This window comes from Sphingobium sp. FG11 (assembly GCF_057809915.1).
In genome coordinates, this window is record NZ_JBMDKW010000003.1 from 171998 (window position 1) to 188507 (window position 16510).

At 64.9% G+C, this 16510-nt stretch carries 10 protein-coding genes; 6 read left to right on the forward strand and 4 right to left on the reverse strand.

Annotated features, from left to right (window positions below; all coding sequences use genetic code 11):
- Positions 1–22 precede the first annotated feature (22 nt).
- Positions 23–2659, reverse strand: coding sequence for a DNA mismatch repair protein MutS (gene mutS / locus ACODSN_RS03835; RefSeq protein WP_489053286.1), 2637 nt, complete (start codon positions 2657–2659; stop codon positions 23–25).
- Positions 2660–2784: 125 nt separating this feature from the next.
- On the opposite strand from mutS, the gene ACODSN_RS03840 reads away from it, so the two are divergent.
- The 5 genes from ACODSN_RS03840 to ACODSN_RS03860 all read left to right on the forward strand — a co-directional run bounded on the left by ACODSN_RS03840 (position 2785) and on the right by ACODSN_RS03860 (position 9664).
- On the forward strand, positions 2785–5046 hold the full coding sequence (locus tag ACODSN_RS03840) for an NADP-dependent malic enzyme (RefSeq protein WP_489053288.1): 2262 nt from the start codon (positions 2785–2787) through the stop codon (positions 5044–5046).
- A gap of 105 nt (positions 5047–5151) precedes the next feature.
- Positions 5152–6843: an acyl-CoA dehydrogenase family protein gene (locus ACODSN_RS03845; protein ID WP_489053289.1), complete on the forward strand. Its 1692-nt coding sequence runs from the start codon at positions 5152–5154 to the stop codon at positions 6841–6843.
- Positions 6844–6905: 62 nt separating this feature from the next.
- On the forward strand, positions 6906–7409 hold the full coding sequence (locus ACODSN_RS03850) for a flavin reductase family protein (protein ID WP_489053290.1): 504 nt from the start codon (positions 6906–6908) through the stop codon (positions 7407–7409).
- A gap of 63 nt (positions 7410–7472) precedes the next feature.
- Positions 7473–8456 (forward strand): polysaccharide deacetylase family protein, encoded by a 984-nt coding sequence (locus ACODSN_RS03855; RefSeq protein WP_489053291.1) that lies wholly within the window; start codon positions 7473–7475, stop codon positions 8454–8456.
- A complete protein-coding gene (locus ACODSN_RS03860) occupies positions 8453–9664 on the forward strand; it encodes a carboxylate--amine ligase (RefSeq protein WP_489053292.1) in 1212 nt (403 codons plus the stop codon). Before ACODSN_RS03855 ends, ACODSN_RS03860 begins: the two co-directional genes overlap by 4 nt.
- Here ACODSN_RS03860 and ACODSN_RS03865 read toward each other — a convergent pair.
- Positions 9585–10184, reverse strand: a complete 600-nt coding sequence (locus ACODSN_RS03865; RefSeq protein WP_489053408.1) for an arsenate reductase/protein-tyrosine-phosphatase family protein — start codon at positions 10182–10184, stop codon at positions 9585–9587. The two genes, ACODSN_RS03860 and ACODSN_RS03865, sit on opposite strands and share 80 nt — an antisense overlap.
- Before the next feature lie 251 nt (positions 10185–10435).
- On the opposite strand from ACODSN_RS03865, the gene ACODSN_RS03870 reads away from it, so the two are divergent.
- A complete protein-coding gene (locus ACODSN_RS03870; RefSeq protein ID WP_489053294.1) occupies positions 10436–12565 on the forward strand; it encodes a TonB-dependent receptor in 2130 nt (709 codons plus the stop codon).
- Between the two features lie 137 nt (positions 12566–12702).
- On the opposite strand, the gene ACODSN_RS03875 is transcribed toward ACODSN_RS03870, so the two are convergent.
- On the reverse strand, positions 12703–14838 hold the full coding sequence (locus ACODSN_RS03875) for a TonB-dependent receptor (protein ID WP_489053295.1): 2136 nt from the start codon (positions 14836–14838) through the stop codon (positions 12703–12705).
- A gap of 101 nt (positions 14839–14939) precedes the next feature.
- Positions 14940–16409 carry an MFS transporter gene (locus tag ACODSN_RS03880; protein ID WP_489053297.1) on the reverse strand — a complete coding sequence of 490 codons (1470 nt, stop codon included), beginning with the start codon at positions 16407–16409 and terminating at the stop codon, positions 14940–14942.
- Positions 16410–16510 lie beyond the last annotated feature (101 nt).

Below are 16510 nucleotides of genomic sequence, written 5' to 3' on the forward strand. Positions count from 1 at the left end.
GAAAATGCGGAGAATAAAAGCGCTAATCGTCGTTGCGCGCTGCGGCCAGTTGTTTCAGCCGGTATAGCTGTTCGAGCGCCTCGCGCGGTGACAGGCTGTCGGCATCGATCCCGTCCAGCGCCGCGCGCAGCGGATCGACTGCTTCCTCCTGCGCGGCCATGGCGGCGGCGAACAGCGGCAGATCGTCGAGGCCCGCCGCGATTCCCCCGGTTTTCGCCTTGCCCGCCTCCAGCCGCGCCAGCACATCCTTCGCGCGCTTCAGCACGGCGGACGGCACCCCCGCAAGCCGCGCCACGGCAAGGCCGTAGCTGCGATCGGCCGGACCCTGCGCCAGTTCGTGCAGCAGCACGAGATCGCCCTTCCATTCGCGCGCGCGAACATGGTGCAGCGATAGCGCGCCCAGCGTCTCGGCGAGGCGGGTCAGCTCATGATAATGGGTCGCGAACAGGCAGCGGCACTGGTTGACCTCATGCACCGCCTCCACCACCGCCCAGGCGAGCGCCAGCCCGTCATAGGTTGACGTGCCGCGCCCGACCTCGTCCAGAATGACGAAGCTGCGGTCTGTCGCCTGCGCCAGAATCGCGGCGGTCTCGACCATCTCGACCATGAAGGTGGATCGCCCGCGCGCCAGATTGTCGGACGCGCCGACCCGGCTGAACAGGCGGTCGACCAGGCTCAGCGTCGCCGCGCTCGCCGGTACGAAGCCGCCCGCCTGCGCCAGGATGACGATCAGCGCATTCTGCCGCAAAAACGTCGACTTGCCGCCCATATTGGGACCCGTGACGAGCCACAGCCGGTCATCCTCGCCCAATCGGCAGTCATTGGCCACAAACGCCTGGCCCTGTTTGCGCAGCGCGTCCTCCACCACCGGATGGCGGCCGCCGATGATGTCGAGGCAGCGGCCGGGCACGAAGCGGGGCCGCGCCCAGCCGCCCTCCGCCGCGCGTTCCGCCAGCGCCGCCGCGACATCGAGCCGGGCGAGCGCGGCGGCGGCCTGCGCAATCTCCGCCTTGCGCGCCAGCACCGCGCCGATCAGTTCCTCCAGATGCGCGGCTTCCGCGACCAGCGCATGCGCGCCCGCCTGCGCCACGCGGCTCGCCTGTTCGTGCAGATCGATCGAATTGAAGCGCACGACCCCGGCCAGCGTCTGGCGATGGGTGAAGCCGCTATCGGGTTGCATCAGCGAGTCCGCCGCGCGGGCGGGCACTTCGACATGATAGCCGAGCACGCCATTATGGCGGATCTTGAGCGCGCCGATGCCGGTCTGTTCGCGATAGCGCGCTTCGAGCGCGGCGATCGCGCGGCGACCGTCGCCGCCCAGCCGCCGCAGTTCATCGAGCGCAGCATCATAGCCATCGGCGATATAGCCACCGTTCGCGGTCTCGGTCGGCGGCGTCGGCACCAGCGCGCGGCCGAGCGAATCGACCAGCGCGCCATGGCCGTCAAGCGCTGGCAGCAACGCACGCAGCAAAAGCGGCTGCGCATCCATGCGCCCCAGCCGTTCGCGCAGCATCCGCGCTTCGCCAAGGCCATCGCGCAACGCGCCCAGATCACGCGGACTGCCCCGGTCGAGCGCGATCCGCCCCAGCGCGCGGCCGATATCGGGCAGCGCGCGCAACGCCCCGCGCAACTGCTCGCGCAGCCCGCCATCGTCATGGAACAGCGCGATCAGGTCCAGCCGCTCCTCGATCAGCGCTTCGTCGAGCAGCGGCGCGGCCAGATCCTGCGCCAGCAGGCGCGCGCCCGCGCCGGTCACGGTGCGGTCGATCGCGGACAACAGGCTGCCGACCCGCGCGCCGCTCATGGTCGTCACGATTTCCAGACTTTCGCGCGTCGCCGCGTCGATCGCAACATGCCCGCCCCGGTTCTTGCGCACGGGCGGGGCGAGGAACGGCAGCGCGCCCTTGCCCGCATGGTCGAGATAGCCGATCAGACCGCCCATCGCCGCCAGTTCGGCGCGACTAAACGCACCGAAGCCATCGAGCGTTGCGACGCCGAACAGGCTGCGCAACGCCGCTTCGCCCCGCCCGCTGGAGAAAGCGGCGCGATCAAAGGGATAGGCTTCGTCCAGCGCGAAGTCCGCGCCCTGGGCGACGATGATCTCGCTCGGGCGAAGCCGCGCCAGTTCCGCGGGCAGATCGGCGAGCGGCAAGGCCAGCGTTTCGAACTTGCCGGTGGACACATCGGCGGCAGCGAGACCGATCTCGTCTCCATCTCCGCCGATCCGCGCCAGTGCGACCAGCATATTGTCGCTGCGCGCGTCGAGCAGCGTATCCTCGGTCAGCGTGCCGGCGGTGACGTAGCGCTTGATCGCGCGAGCGACGAGCGTCTTGCCACCCCTCGCCTTGGCTTGTGCGGGGGTTTCGACCTGTTCGGCGATGGCGACGCGATGTCCCGCCTTGATGAGGCGCGCGAGATAGGCTTCGGCGCTGTGGACGGGCACGCCGCACATCGGGATCGGCGCGCCGTCATGCTCGCCCCGGCTGGTGAGCGCGATATCCAGCGTCGCGGCGGCGGCCTTCGCATCGTCGAAGAACAGCTCGAAAAAATCGCCCATGCGGTAAAAAAGCAGGCAGCCGTCGGCCTGCGCTTTCAACTCCAGATATTGCGCCATCATGGGCGTCGGTGCGGAGGAGGCGGGTTCGGATGGCGCTGGCATGGCGTGCGTGGCGATAGCGGCAAGCGGGACGCGAGGAAAGAGCGCGAAAAAAGGGCTTCTCGCGCTTGCCCCCAAGCCCCGCTTGCCGCTAGGGCCACCCCAAACCATCGATCAGGGGATGCGCGGTGAGCGACAAGTCGAATGTGGAATTTTCCGAGCGCGAGGCGCTGTTCTTCCACTCGACCGGACGGCCGGGCAAGATCGAGATCATCGCGTCCAAGCCGATGGCGACGCAGCGCGACCTGAGCCTTGCCTATTCGCCCGGCGTCGCCGTGCCCGTCCTCGCCATCGCCGCCGATCCCGCGACCGCCTATGACTATACCGCCAAGGGCAATCTGGTCGCCGTCATCTCCAACGGCACCGCGATCTTGGGCCTCGGCAATCTCGGCGCACTCGCTTCCAAGCCGGTGATGGAAGGCAAGGCCGTCCTGTTCAAACGCTTTGCCGATGTGGATTCGATCGATATCGAACTCAAGACCGAGGATGTCGATCGCCTGATCGACGCCATCGAGTTGATGGAGCCGACCTTCGGCGGCATCAACCTTGAAGATTTCAAGGCGCCGGAATGTTTCATCATCGAACAGACGCTGAAAGAGCGGATGAACATTCCGGTGTTCCATGACGACCAGCATGGCACCGCGATCATCGCGGCGGCGGGCGTCATCAACGCCGCGCTGCTCACGGGCCGCGACCTGAAGGATCTGAAAGTCGTGGTGAACGGCGCGGGGGCTTCCGCCATCGCCTGTACCGAACTCATCAAGTCGATCGGCGTGCGCCACGACAATGTCATCATGTGCGACAGCAAGGGCGTGATCTATCAGGGCCGCACCGACGGCATGAACCAGTGGAAGTCCGCGCATGCGGTCAAGACCGACCTGCGTTCGCTGACCGAGGCGCTCAAGGGCGCGGACGTGTTTCTGGGCCTGTCGGTCGCCGGTGCGGTGACGCCGGAAATGGTCAAGGACATGGGCGAAAAGCCGATCATTTTCGCGATGGCCAATCCCGATCCCGAAATCACCCCGCCCGATGCCAAGGCGGTGCGGCCGGACGCGATCGTCGCCACCGGGCGCTCCGACTATCCCAACCAGGTCAACAACGTCCTCGGTTTTCCGTTCATCTTCCGCGGCGCGCTCGATGTACGCGCCACGACCATCAACGAAGCGATGAAGATCGCCGCCGCCCGCGCTATCGCCGAACTGGCACGCGAACAGGTGCCCGAGGAAGTCGCCAAGGCCTATGGCAAGTCGCAAAGCTTCGGCCCGGAATATATCATCCCCGCGCCGTTCGATCCGCGCCTGATGGAAGTCGTGCCCGCCGCCGTCGCGCAGGCGGCGATGGACAGCGGCGTGGCGCAAAAGCCGATCGCCGACATGGCCGCCTACCGCCAGTCGCTCAAGGCGCGCCTCAATCCGACGACCACGGTGCTGACGACGGCCTATGAAACCGCCAAGGCCAATCCCAAGCGGGTCGTCTTTGCCGAGGGCGAGGAGGAAGTGGTGCTGCGCGCCGCGATCCAGTTCCAGAATCTGGGCTATGGCACGGCGGTTCTGGTCGGCCGGGATGGGGTGCGCGACCAGCTCAGGGAACTGGGCGTCGCCGATCCCGACAGCTTCGAACTGCACAACAGCGTCAATTCGCCGCTGGTGGAGGAAATGGTCGATCTGCTTTACGCGCGACTTCAGCGGCGCGGCTATCTGCGCCGCGATTGCGAGCGCATGGTCAACCGCGATCGCAACATTTTCGGCGCGCTGCTCGTCAAGATGGGCGTGGCCGACGCAATGATTTCCGGCATGACCCGCCCCTATGCGCAGACGCTGCGCGAAGTGAAGCGCGTCATCGATCCGGCGGCGGATCGCACGCCGTTCGGCATCCATGTCATGGTCACGAAGAGCCAGACCGTGTTCATCGCCGACACCACCGTCAACGAACGGCCTAGCCCCAGCGAGCTGGCCGACATTGCCGAGGGCACCGCCGCCGTCGCCCGCCGCATGGGCCATGACCCCCGAGTCGCGTTTTTATCCTTCTCCAGCTTCGGTAATCCGCCCGGCGCTTTCCTCGAAAATATCCGGGAAGCCGTCGCCATTCTCGACAGCCGCAGCGTCGATTTCGAATATGAAGGCGAAATGGCCGCCGACGTCGCGCTCAATCCGGCCGTGATGAAAAGCTATCCGTTCAGCCGCCTGTCCGGCGCGGCCAATGTGCTGGTGATGCCGGGGCTTCAGTCGGCCAACATCTCCGCCAAGCTGCTGCGCGAGCTGGGCGGTGCTTCGCTGATCGGGCCGATGCTGGTGGGCATGGAAAAATCGGTGCAGATCGCGACGATGGCGTCGAATGCTTCGGAATTGCTGACGCTGGCGGTGCTGGCGGCGGGCGGGGTGGCGCTTTGACATGAAGCTGGAGGACGGCTGCGATTGATATAGCATAGGGGACCGGAAGCCTGTATCGAGGGTTGGTTGACGTTTACGTCAATTGATCGCGTGCTGGAGTTTCCGATGACCTTTGCCCCGCTCCTCGCCGAACAGCGCTTCGTCCTTGAGCATATCGTCGGGCTGGATGCGCTGGACGGGGATCTGGTCGACGCCGTGCTCGAAGGGGCCGGTCAGATCGCGGTGGAACAATGGGCGCCGCTGCGCCGCGTCGGCGATGTGCAGGGCGCGCGCTGGACGCCCGAAGGTGTCGTGACGCCGCCCGGCTTCGCGCAAGCCTATCGCGATTTCGTGGCAGGCGGCTGGAGCAGCATCGGCGTGCCGGAAGCGCTCGGCGGGCAGGGGCTTCCGTTCGCGTTGCAGGTCGCGGTCTATGACATGCTGGGCAGCGCCAACACGGCGCTGATGCTGTGCCCGATCCTGAGCAGCGGCGCGGTCGAGGCGCTGTCGCATCATGGCAGCGCGGAGCAGAAGGCGCGCTATCTGCCGAAACTCGTCTCGGGCGAATGGACCGCAACGATGAACCTGACCGAGCCGCAGGCCGGATCGGACGTCGGCGCGTTGCGGGCGCGCGCGACGCCACGTCCCGATGGCCGATGGTCGATCGAGGGCACGAAGATCTTCATCTCGTTCGGCGATCACGACATGGCCGACAATATCGTCCATCTCGTGCTGGCCCGCACGCCCGGCGCGCCGGAAGGGACGCGCGGCATATCGCTGTTTCTCGTCCCCAAATACCGGCTGGAAGAGGATGGATCGCCTGGCGCGTTCAACGATGCGAAGGCCGTGTCGATCGAACATAAGCTGGGGCTGCACGGATCGCCGACCTGCGTCATGAGCTTTGGCGAGGCGGGCGACTGTATCGGCGAGATGATCGGCCCGGAACATGGCGGCATGCGGGCGATGTTCACGATGATGAACAATGCCCGCCTGTTCGTGGGGCTTCAGGGTGTCCATGTGGCGGAGGGCGCGACGCAGGCGGCGGTCGCCTATGCCAAGGCGCGCATCCAGTCGTCGCGCGCCGGATCGGCCGATCGCACGCCGGTGGCGATCATCGAGCATCCCGATGTGCGCCGCATGCTGTTGCATATGCGCGCGCAGACCGACGCCGCCCGCGCGCTGGTCTATTATACGGCGGGGCAGGCCGATCGCGCGCCGGGTGGCGATGCCACCGCCGCCGATCTGGTCGCGCTGCTGACGCCGCTCGCCAAGGCGCATGCGACCGACATCGGGTGCGAGGTCGCCTCGATCGGTATCCAGGTCCATGGCGGCATGGGCTTCATCGAGGAGACGGGTGTCGCCCAATATTATCGCGATGCCCGCGTGTTTCCGATCTATGAAGGGACGAACGGCATTCAGGCCGCCGATCTGGTCGGGCGCAAGCTCGATCTGGCGGGCGGGCAGGTCTTTGCCGATTTGATTGCGAAGATCGACGCCGATGCGCAGCACGCGGCTTTGCGGAGCCTGTCGGCGCAGTGCAGGGCGATCGGCGAAGAGCTGGCGCGTGCGGACATGCCGGACAGACTCGCCGGTAGCGCGCCCTTCCTCACGATGCTGTCGACGGCGGTATGCGGCTGGTTGCTCGAACGGCAGGCGACGGCGTTATCGGCTGAGGCGACCGATGATTTTGCGATGCTCAAGAGGGCGAGCGTCGCCTTTTATCTGGATCGGATCGTGCCGCAGGCCGCAGGGCTGGCGGCGTCTGCGACGGCGGGAGCGGCCAGTCTTTATCCATTAGCGGCGGATGATTTCCTATGAGAAATGGGCGCGATTCGCGCTGAAGGCTTGCCACGCACGACCATTTCTAGAATGAAGTCGCCATGACCATAGCAACACAGATCGATAGCGCGACATTCCGGCATGTATTGGGTCATTATCCCACGGGGGTCTGTGTCGTGACCGCAACGGGACCGGACGATGAAGGTCTGGGCCTGGTCGTCGGCTCCTTTACGTCCGTGTCGCTCGATCCGCCGCTCGTCGCCTTCTTTCCGGCAAAAAGCTCGACCAGCTGGCCGCCGATCGCCGCAGCGGGCAAATTTTGCGTGAACGTCCTCACCAGCGAACAACAGGCGCTGTGCCGCCAGTTTTCCGCGCGCGGTGGCGACAAGTTCGCCGGTGTTTCGCATCGCGCTTCGGCCAATGGTTCGCCGATTCTGGACGGCGCGCTGGCGTGGATAGACTGCGCGCTCGACGCGGTTCACGACGCGGGCGATCATCATATCGTCGTCGGCCGTGTGCTGGCGCTGGGTGTCGAAGCGCCGGGGCGGCCCTTGCTGTTCTTTCAGGGCGCCTATGGCGAATTTTCGGCTTTCGATCTGGCGTAGATAGCAATAATTCATAACATCTGGGCCATAAACCACCCACTGCCTCGCGCCCCGGATGGATTCATGACTGCGCTGCTCATCACCGTGGATACGGAATTGTCCGCTTTGCTGCACCAGCGCGGGGCAAGTCTCGACGCCAATGTCGCTAGCTCCATCTGGGGCCGTCAGGGCGGGCAGGATGTCGGCATCGGCTGGCAGATGGACGTGATGGATCGCCATGGCTTGAAGGGCGTTTTCTTCCTCGATCCGCTGCCCGCGCTGGTGCATGGCGCGGCATTTCTGCGCCCGATCGTCAGCGCGATCGTCGATCGCGGGCATGAGGTGCAATTGCATGCGCATAGCGAATGGCTCGCCTGGGCCGCCGACTCGCCGGTGGGCGGGCGGCAGGGGGGCAACATCGGCGATTTCTCCTTGGAGGATCAGGTCGTACTGCTCGGTCTGGCGCGAACGATGCTGGAAGAAGCGGGCGCGCCGCCGATCACCGCTTTTCGCGCCGGTAATTATGGCGCGAATGACGATACGCTGCGCGCGCTCGCCACGCTCGGCCTGTCCTGGGACAGCAGCGTCAATCCGGCCTATCTCGGATCAGGCTGCGATATCGGCTTGTCGCCGGACATAGTGGGACCAGTGCGGCGGCTCGGCGTGGCGGAATTGCCGGTTTCGGGCATCGCCGACCGGCCCGGCGGTTTCCGCCCGGCGCAGGTGTGCGCCATGTCCGCGCGCGAGATGACGGCGGGGCTGCGCCACGCCGCGCGCTGTGGGCAGGACAGCTTCGTCGTCGTGACCCATAGTTTCGAAATGCAGTCGCGGGACCGGCAGCGCCCCAATCTGGCCGTGATGCGCCGGTTCGAACATCTGTGCCGCCTGGCGGAGCGGCTCCCCGAGGTGCATTCCGCCGGCTTTGCCGACTTGCCTGCTGACCTGCCCGAGCGCGCGGCGGGACGGGACCAGACCCGCGCGGGAGCCAGCCGGCTGCGCACCGCGCAACGCATGGCGCAACAGGCGTGGGCGACTTGGCGCTACGAACGCCGGGCGGCCCCTGCATGACGGCTTTGCCCGGCGCGCTCATTCTGGGCGCGGACAGTGCGATCGGCCTGACGCTGGTGCGCGAACTGGGCGGGCATGGCGTGCCGGTGCATGCCGTCACGCACGAAGGCGGCATTGGCGGCGCGTCGCGTTTTTGTGTGGGAACGCTTGACCGGCCAGAGGGACCCTTGTCCCAATGGCTGCCCGCTATGATCGCGCGCACGGGGGCAGGGGCGGTGTTCGCCATATCCGAAACCGATCTGGTCGCACTGGCACAACTGCCGCCCATGATCGGCGATTGCCACATCCTGACGCCGCGCGCCGAACCGCTTGGCCGGACGCTGGATAAAAGCCGGACGCTGGCCATCGCCGCCGACATCGGTTTGCGCGTGCCGCGTAGCTGGCAACCCCGCGCGACCGACGATTTCGCCGCGCGTGCGGCGGCGGAAACCTATCCGCTGGTCGCCAAATGGTCCAACCCGCCGGAAATCCTGCCGCTGCTCGAACGGGTCGGGCTAGAATGGCTCAAGACGGAATATCTCCGCTCGCCGCAGGAATTGCTGGCGCTGATCGAGCGTTACCGGCCGATCGGGCGCTGGCCGCTGATCCAGCAATATTGCGGCGGCGTCGGCGTGGGGCAGATGATCCACATGGAGGCGGGGCAGGCGACGCTGCGCTTCCAGCACCGGCGGTTGCATGAATGGCCACCCGAAGGCGGGATTTCGACCTTGTGCCAAGCCGAGCCGCCCGATCGCCATCGCGAGCAGATGCTTCTGTCGGAAGCGCTGCTGCGCGCGCTCGACTGGCAGGGACCGGCGATGGTCGAATATCGGTATGAACCGCAATCGGATCGTTACTGGCTGATGGAGGTCAATGGCCGGTTCTGGGGCAGCCTGCCGCTGGCATGGCATTGCGGTGCGCATTTCGCATGGGAAAACTACCGGCGCGCGGTGCTGGGCCAGCGTGATCCGCCGCCGCTGCCCCGGCACGATCTGCACGCCCGCTATATGGTGCCCGAAACCAAGCGTCTTGTCCGTCTGTGGCTGGGTCGCGGGCGGATTCGCGATCCGTTTTTCAACGCTCGCCCGCTGGCGGCGCTCCTGGGCTATGTGACCGGCTTTTTCGATCCGCGCATGCGCTATTATGTGTTCACTTGGTCCGATCCGCGTCCCTGGGCGCGGGATCTGTGGCAGATGGCGCGCAAAGTCTTGCGGCGGGGAAAGCGGTGACAAGCGCGGCGACGGCGCGGTCGATCCGGCGCAGGCACTGGGCCATGTAGCGATCGTCCAGTTGGTAGGGATCGTGCAGATGGGGCAATATCGGCCGGGTCCAGCGGCCAAGCAGCATGCGCGGCAGATGCGCGAGGCGGGGATCGGTGGCCAGTCGATGCAGTTGCCGCACCTCCATCGCGAGCAGCAAATCCCCCGGCTCGGGCGCATAAACGGCCAGATCGACCGCTCGATGGTGCGACAGATCATGGCCTAGCGCGCGGGCGGCGGCGATGGCGGGGCCATGCGCCGCGCGCCCCGTAGTGGTCGACAGGCCGAAGGATGAAGCGCGCAGACCGGCCTTTTGCGCGACGATGTCGGCAAAGGCGCTGCGGCAGATATTGCCCTGACACACGAAAACCAGCCTGCGCACCGCATCGGCATCCGGCGCGCGCGACGCGGACAGGCCGAGGATGAGCTGGGGATAGGACAGGGCCAGACGGATGAGGCCGCGCAGCGTGCCGAAGCGGGCGCGGATCATCGACGGGCGCTCGAAAAAATGGCGTCGGGGCATGTCATGCGCGCCTTATCGCACAGAGTCCTTGACGAAATCTGTGTCCTTCCTGCCGCACTCCCGGCGCAATGACTGGATTTCTTCCCAAACCCATCAACGGAAACGATATGATATCTTGTCTCTTTCATGTTCCCCGGCTAAGTCCACCCCACGGGGGCAAGCGCTCAAAGGCGTCATGGACAGGGAGAGGACTGGGATGACATTAAAAGGGTCTGTCTATGCGTCGTTGGTTTTTCCTTTCAAGCTGCTCACTCGTCGCCACTTTCAGCATCACGGCGCCGGCCATGGCGACCGATGCGGATGCGCCCGCCGATACCCGTAGCGGCGCCTATCATGCGTCGCCATCATCCGACATCGTCGTAACCGCACCGTTCGAGCGCGACCGCACCGATGTGCTGTCGAGCGTGTCCGTGGTTCAGGGCGCGGCGCTGACCCAGCAATTGCGGCCTTCCATCGGCGAGACGTTGCAGCATCTGCCGGGCGTTTCGGCGACCTCCTTTGGTCCCAACGCCTCGCGCCCGGTGCTGCGCGGCTTGCAGGGCGAGCGGGTGCGCATGCTGACCGACGGCATCGGATCGATCGATGTGTCGAACACCAGCGTCGATCATGCCGTAGTGGTCAATCCGCTGCTGGCCGAACGAATCGAAGTGTTGCGAGGGCCTGCCTCGCTGCTGTTCGGGTCCTCGGCGATCGGCGGCGTCGTCAATGTTATCGACAAGCGCATTCCGCGCGCGGTGCCGGATGAGCCGGTCCATGTCGATATGACCGGCAGCTATGGCAGCGCCGCCAATGAACGGTCCGGCGCGGGCGCGGTCGATGTGCCGATCGGCGAGCATTTCGTCGTTCATGCCGACGGCAGCTATCAAAAGACTGACGATTTACGGATCGGCGGCTATGCGCTGGCCCCGGTCGCCCGCGCGCAGGCGATCGCCTCCAGCCTGCTGGCGGGCGATTCGGAATCGGCCGAGCCGACCGACTTCGCCGCTGCGGCCGGGATCAAAGACCGGCTGCCCAATACCGCGAGCAAAACGTGGACGGCGGGGGTCGGCGCGGCCCTGATTACCGACACCGGCAATCTGGGCGTGTCCTACAGCCATTATGACAGCCTGTATGGCGTGCCCGTGCGCTACGCCACGCTGCCGGGGCAAGGACAGGAGTCGCCCCGTCTCGACCTGGCGCAGGATCGGCTCGACCTGCGGGCCGAAGTGAATACGGGCGGATCGATCCTCAAGGCGATCAGGGTGCGGGCGGGCTATGCCAGCTACCGGCATTTTGAACTGGAAGAGGATGGTTCGGTCGGCACCGCCTTCTACAACAAGGGCATCGAAGCCCGGATGGAACTGGTGCAGGCGGATCATGGATCGTGGAAAGGGGCGAGCGGCGTCCAATATTTCTCGCGCGACTTCGATGTCGTGGGCGATGAAGCCTCGCTGCCGAAGAACAGTACGCAGCAGTTCGGCCTCTTCACGCTCCAGACGCTGGATTATGGCGCGTTCAAGCTGGAGGCTGGCGGGCGTTATGAGCATAGCGAATTGCAGGCCAGCCCGCAGGCGAACCAGCCGCAATTCTTCTCGGGCCAGCGGCGCTTCGACACCGTGTCGGTCTCGGCGGGCGCGTCCTATGGCCTGAGTTCCGACTGGCGCGTGGGGGTGAATCTCTCCCGCACGGTGCGCGCGCCATCGGCGGAGGAATTATTCGCCAATGGCCCGCATGGCGGCACTCAGGCGTTTGAAGTGGGCGATCCCGATTTCAAGACGGAACGGGCCTATGGCGTGGAAGCGACCCTGCGCGGCAAGGGCGCGGGCTATAGTTTCGAGGCGTCGGCCTATCATAACTGGTTTTCCAATTTCATCTATGAAGGCCCGACCGGCGCGGTGGAAGATGGCCTGCCGGTTTATCGGTTCGATCAGGCGAGCGCCCGCTATTACGGCTTCGAAGCGCAGGGGTCGGTTGACCTAGCCAGTATCGGTACGGCGAAAATCGTGGCCGACGCGCTGGCGGACTATGTTCACGCGACCATCGTCGGCGCAGGCCCCGCGCCGCGCATCCCGCCGCTGCGTCTGCTGGGCGGGCTGGGCGTCAACAGCCCCAAGGTGGATGTGCGGGGCGAGGTCGAATGGACCGATGCGCAAAATCGGGTTGCGGCGTTCGAAACCCCCACGAGCGGCTTCACGCTGGTCAATGCGGAGGTCAATTTTCGGCCATGGGGCAATGAAAGGCCGCTCAGCTTCGCGCTTTCGGCCAATAATATCTTCGATGTCGACGCGCGGCGGCACGCCTCTTTCCTCAAGGATTTCGCGCCCCTTGCTGGCCGTGATCTGCGGGTGACGGCGCGGGCGAGCTTTTAAACAGAGGCACAATAAAAAGCGGCGCCGGACGTGCAGGTACCGGCGCCGCCAGGGACGTCTGAACCTCGCCCGCTCAGAGGAGCGAGCGAGGATCGGACCTCCTTTAGGTGATCTTCAGGCGACGAGAATCCCGCACGTTAATCGAAGTTGGCGGTCAGGCGCAGTCCGATGGTCCGGGGGAACGGCCCGGCGAACAGCGTCGAATTGCGGGCGAATGTCGGGCGGCGGCTGTCACCCAGATTCTCGCCGAACAGCGTCAGTTGCAGATCGCCCTTACGCACGCCGATCGACCCCGCGAACAAGGTCGAAGACGGCACGATATAGCCGTCGTTCATCAGGCGATTGCCGCCCGTGGAGGCAGAGGCGTTCATGACCAGCTTCATATCGTCGCCGATGGACCCGCTATAGTCCACATCCACCCGGCTGTTGAATTTCGCGGTGTTGAGCATGCGTCCGCCGTCCCGCACCGCGCCGGTCCCCGCCGCGACCAGCGGATTGACGTCGAGGAACTTCGAATGATTGAGATTGCCGGTAAAGCCAAGCGACAGGCCGTCGACCGGCGTTTTCCAGCGGAGTTCAAGGTCGACTCCGTTCGACCGTGCATCGCCCAATGTGGCGAAGCCCGGAATGAAGGCGGTCGAGGTGTTCAGGCCCGACTGAAGATTCTTATATTTGACGGAATAGAGGTTCAGCCCGACCTGCAACGCGTCACCGGCGAGGCGTGATTTCAGGCCCAGCTCGTAACTGGCCAGTCGATCGGGCCGGACGCCCTGCGCCGAGGTTATGCCGTCCTTGGCCAGCGCATCCACCTGGAACTGGGACTGGACGATGCCGCTGCGGAACCCGGTGCCGGCATTGAAGAAGATGGTGAGATCGTCGTTCGGATAATAGGACAGGTTGGCCCGCCAGGTCGTGATTTTCGCCTTGGCCCCGCCCGGATTGATCGCCCTCGTGCCAAGGACCGTCTGGTCGTTGATCGATTTGCGATTATCATCATAGTAACGCAGGCCGACCAGCGGAACGAGCTTGCCGTCGAACAGATCGTAGCTGGTCTCGCCGAATATCGCCCAGTTTTCGGTGCGGACGATGGTGTCGCCGAAGATGAACGGGATGCCGCCCAGATTCAGGTCGAAGTGGAAATCGCCCTTCGCCTTGGAATAGATCGACCCGATGAACCAGTGCAGCGGACCCGAACCATTGGACGTCAGCCGGGTTTCCTGCGAGAAATTATAGGAAGGATATTGGTTGATCAGCGGCGAATCCGGGGCGATCGCGGCGAGATAGCCAGTGCTGCCCTTGAGATAGGAGGTGCTGCTCGACAGGGTGGCGAAACCCACATCATATTTGAGGCTGAGGCTGTAGAGTTCGAAATTGGTCTTCTCGAACCCCTCTACGCCGCCATAATTGGTGATGACGGCCGGATCGAGCGAATTGAGGCTCTGGGTATAGCCCTGCCTCCCTTCGAAATGCCAGATTTGGGCGCGTGCCTGGAACCGCTCCGAAGGCTTCCACAGCAGCGTCGCGCGGATATCGCTGTTGTTGATATGATTGGCGTCCTTGACGCGCGGCGTACCGACCGCCGCGCCGCTGTAGACATCGACATAGCCGGCGCGATGATCGTAACCGCCGCTGACGCGTAGGGCGAGCGTATCGCTCACGATCGGGATGGAAACGGCGGCCGCGAAGCCATAGTTCAACCCGCCCGCGCCCTTGCTGGTCGAGGCGTTGGTGTCCACCTGCACTTCCGAATGGCTGAGATTGGGATCGCGCGTGTGGTAGATGAAGGTGCCGCCCATCGACCCCTGGCCGTACAGCGTACCCTGTGGACCGCGCAGAACCTCGACCCGGTCGAGATCCATGAACCGCACCGGCGGGGCGAAGCCGGTATTGGGAATGGCGAAGGGCGCATCGTCCAGATAATAGCCGATCAGTGAATCGCCGACGCCGCCGCCCGCGCCGGACCCGCGCAGCGAATAGGCCTTGATGATCGAGCCGACCTGCTCCAGCGGGGCAGCGCCCGGGATCATCGCGACCAGACCGCCTGTGTCGTTGATGCCCTTGGCGGCGAGCGTTTCGCTGCTGAACGCCTGGATGGCGAGCGGCGATTTCTGAAGCGTTTGCGCACCCTGTTTGGACGCGGTGACGATGATGTCGCTATCGCGGTCAGCGGCGCTGGGGGGCGAGGTATCGGCTGTCGCTTGAGCCTGCGCCACGCTGGCCGACGCCAGCACCGCCACCGAAGCCACAGACATTAGAAACCGAACAGACATCATGCAATCCTCCCCAAACCCGACGCCTAAAGCGCTCTGCAATCGATTGCGTAATACGGCGATGCCCGGAATAATGCAAGTGCAATCGTATGCACGATCCTTCGCTAGGTCCGATCCCCGTCTGTAGTCATCGCATTTCTTGCACTGAGCTGCTCGACCAGGCGACCATGGCTATCGCGGTCCAGCCGGTAAAAAAGGAAGAAGGGCGCGCCCAGCAGCAACAATATTGCAAGGCCTGGTCCCCACAGCAAGCCCAGCCCGCTGATCGTATCCGGCGACAGGCTGGCCAGATCCGCCGGCGTTTGCCCCGCGGGAAAGCCGATCCATGTGAGGCCGATGCCAGCAAGCATCGAGCCAAGGCCGGTGGCCGCCTTCGCGCCGAAGGTCAGGGAGGCGTAGTAGAGACCTTCGCAGCGCACGCCGAAGAGATGGTCATGCTCGTCCACCGCATCGGCCGCCATCGAATAGAAGCAGATGAAGCAGAGGTTCGAACACATCCCGAAGACGATCCCGTTGGCGATCAGGATGGCGAGGAGCGGATCGCCCACCGGCAGCGCGCCCGCCATCTTCAGGAGCGGCAACGATCCCTGGCTCACGGCGAGCAGCAGAACGGCCACCAGCACCCCGCTGCGCTTTTCGACATGTTTGAGCAGCTGAATGGCAAAGGGCGTGCCGATCAACATGCCGACGGGCAGGGCCAGGGTGGGAAGCTGAATCTGCTCGGGGCGCAAATGCCAGTAAAAACGATAGGCATGCAGGTTGAGCGCCAGCGCGCTGCCCGAGCCGACCAGCACGATGATAGCGCCCGTGAACAGCTTCACGAAGGTCGGATTGTGCAGCAATTGCGCAATATCCTGGACGAAAAGCCGCACGCCTTTGGCGCCCTGCTGTTCGGGCGCTTGCGGGAGCGCCTTCACCATGCGCGCCACGCCCAGGATGCAGATCAGGCCCGAAACCGTCGCCAGCAACGCCACGAGAAGCCCCAGCCACGGATAAGCCGCTCGGCTCTGTAAACCGGATGGACCGGAGAATAGGAGGCTGAACGCGGGGCCAAGGCATGCGGCGGTCCCCAGCACGATGAAGATCGCACGATAGGCCATGATGCCGGAGCGTTCGCCATAATCGCTCGATACTTCGGCCGCCAACGCCGAATAGGGCAGGGTAAAGACCGAAAGCGATATGCGCAGGATGATGTTCAGGCCCAGAACATAGGCGAAGAAGGCCGTTCCACCGAGGCTGGCGGGCAAGGAGAAGAGTGCGATCGTGCTGCCCGCCAGCGGGATCAGCGCGCCGGTCATGAAAGGCAGTCTGCGGCCCCAGCGCGAGCGATGATGATCCGAAAGGGCGCCGATCAGGGGGTCGGCGACCGCATCGACCGCCAGCGACAGAAACAATATGGTCCCGGCAAGATCCGGGGCCATCCCGCATACCGTCGTGAGGTAGAATAGCAGGAATGTGCCGAGAGCCGCCTGCGTCGCCGCATCCACCATCTGGCCCGAGCCATATGCCAGCTTGAAGCGGCGATCGATCCGCTGGGTGGTCGGCGCAGGCCGCTCGCGATGCTCGTTCATCATCCTCGCCCCTTGTTGCTTGGGAATGGCATAACAGCCAGGTGCCGTCCTGCAAGGCGATTGCAATCGATTGTAGTCGCCTCGGTCTGCGTTGCTCCTTAGGA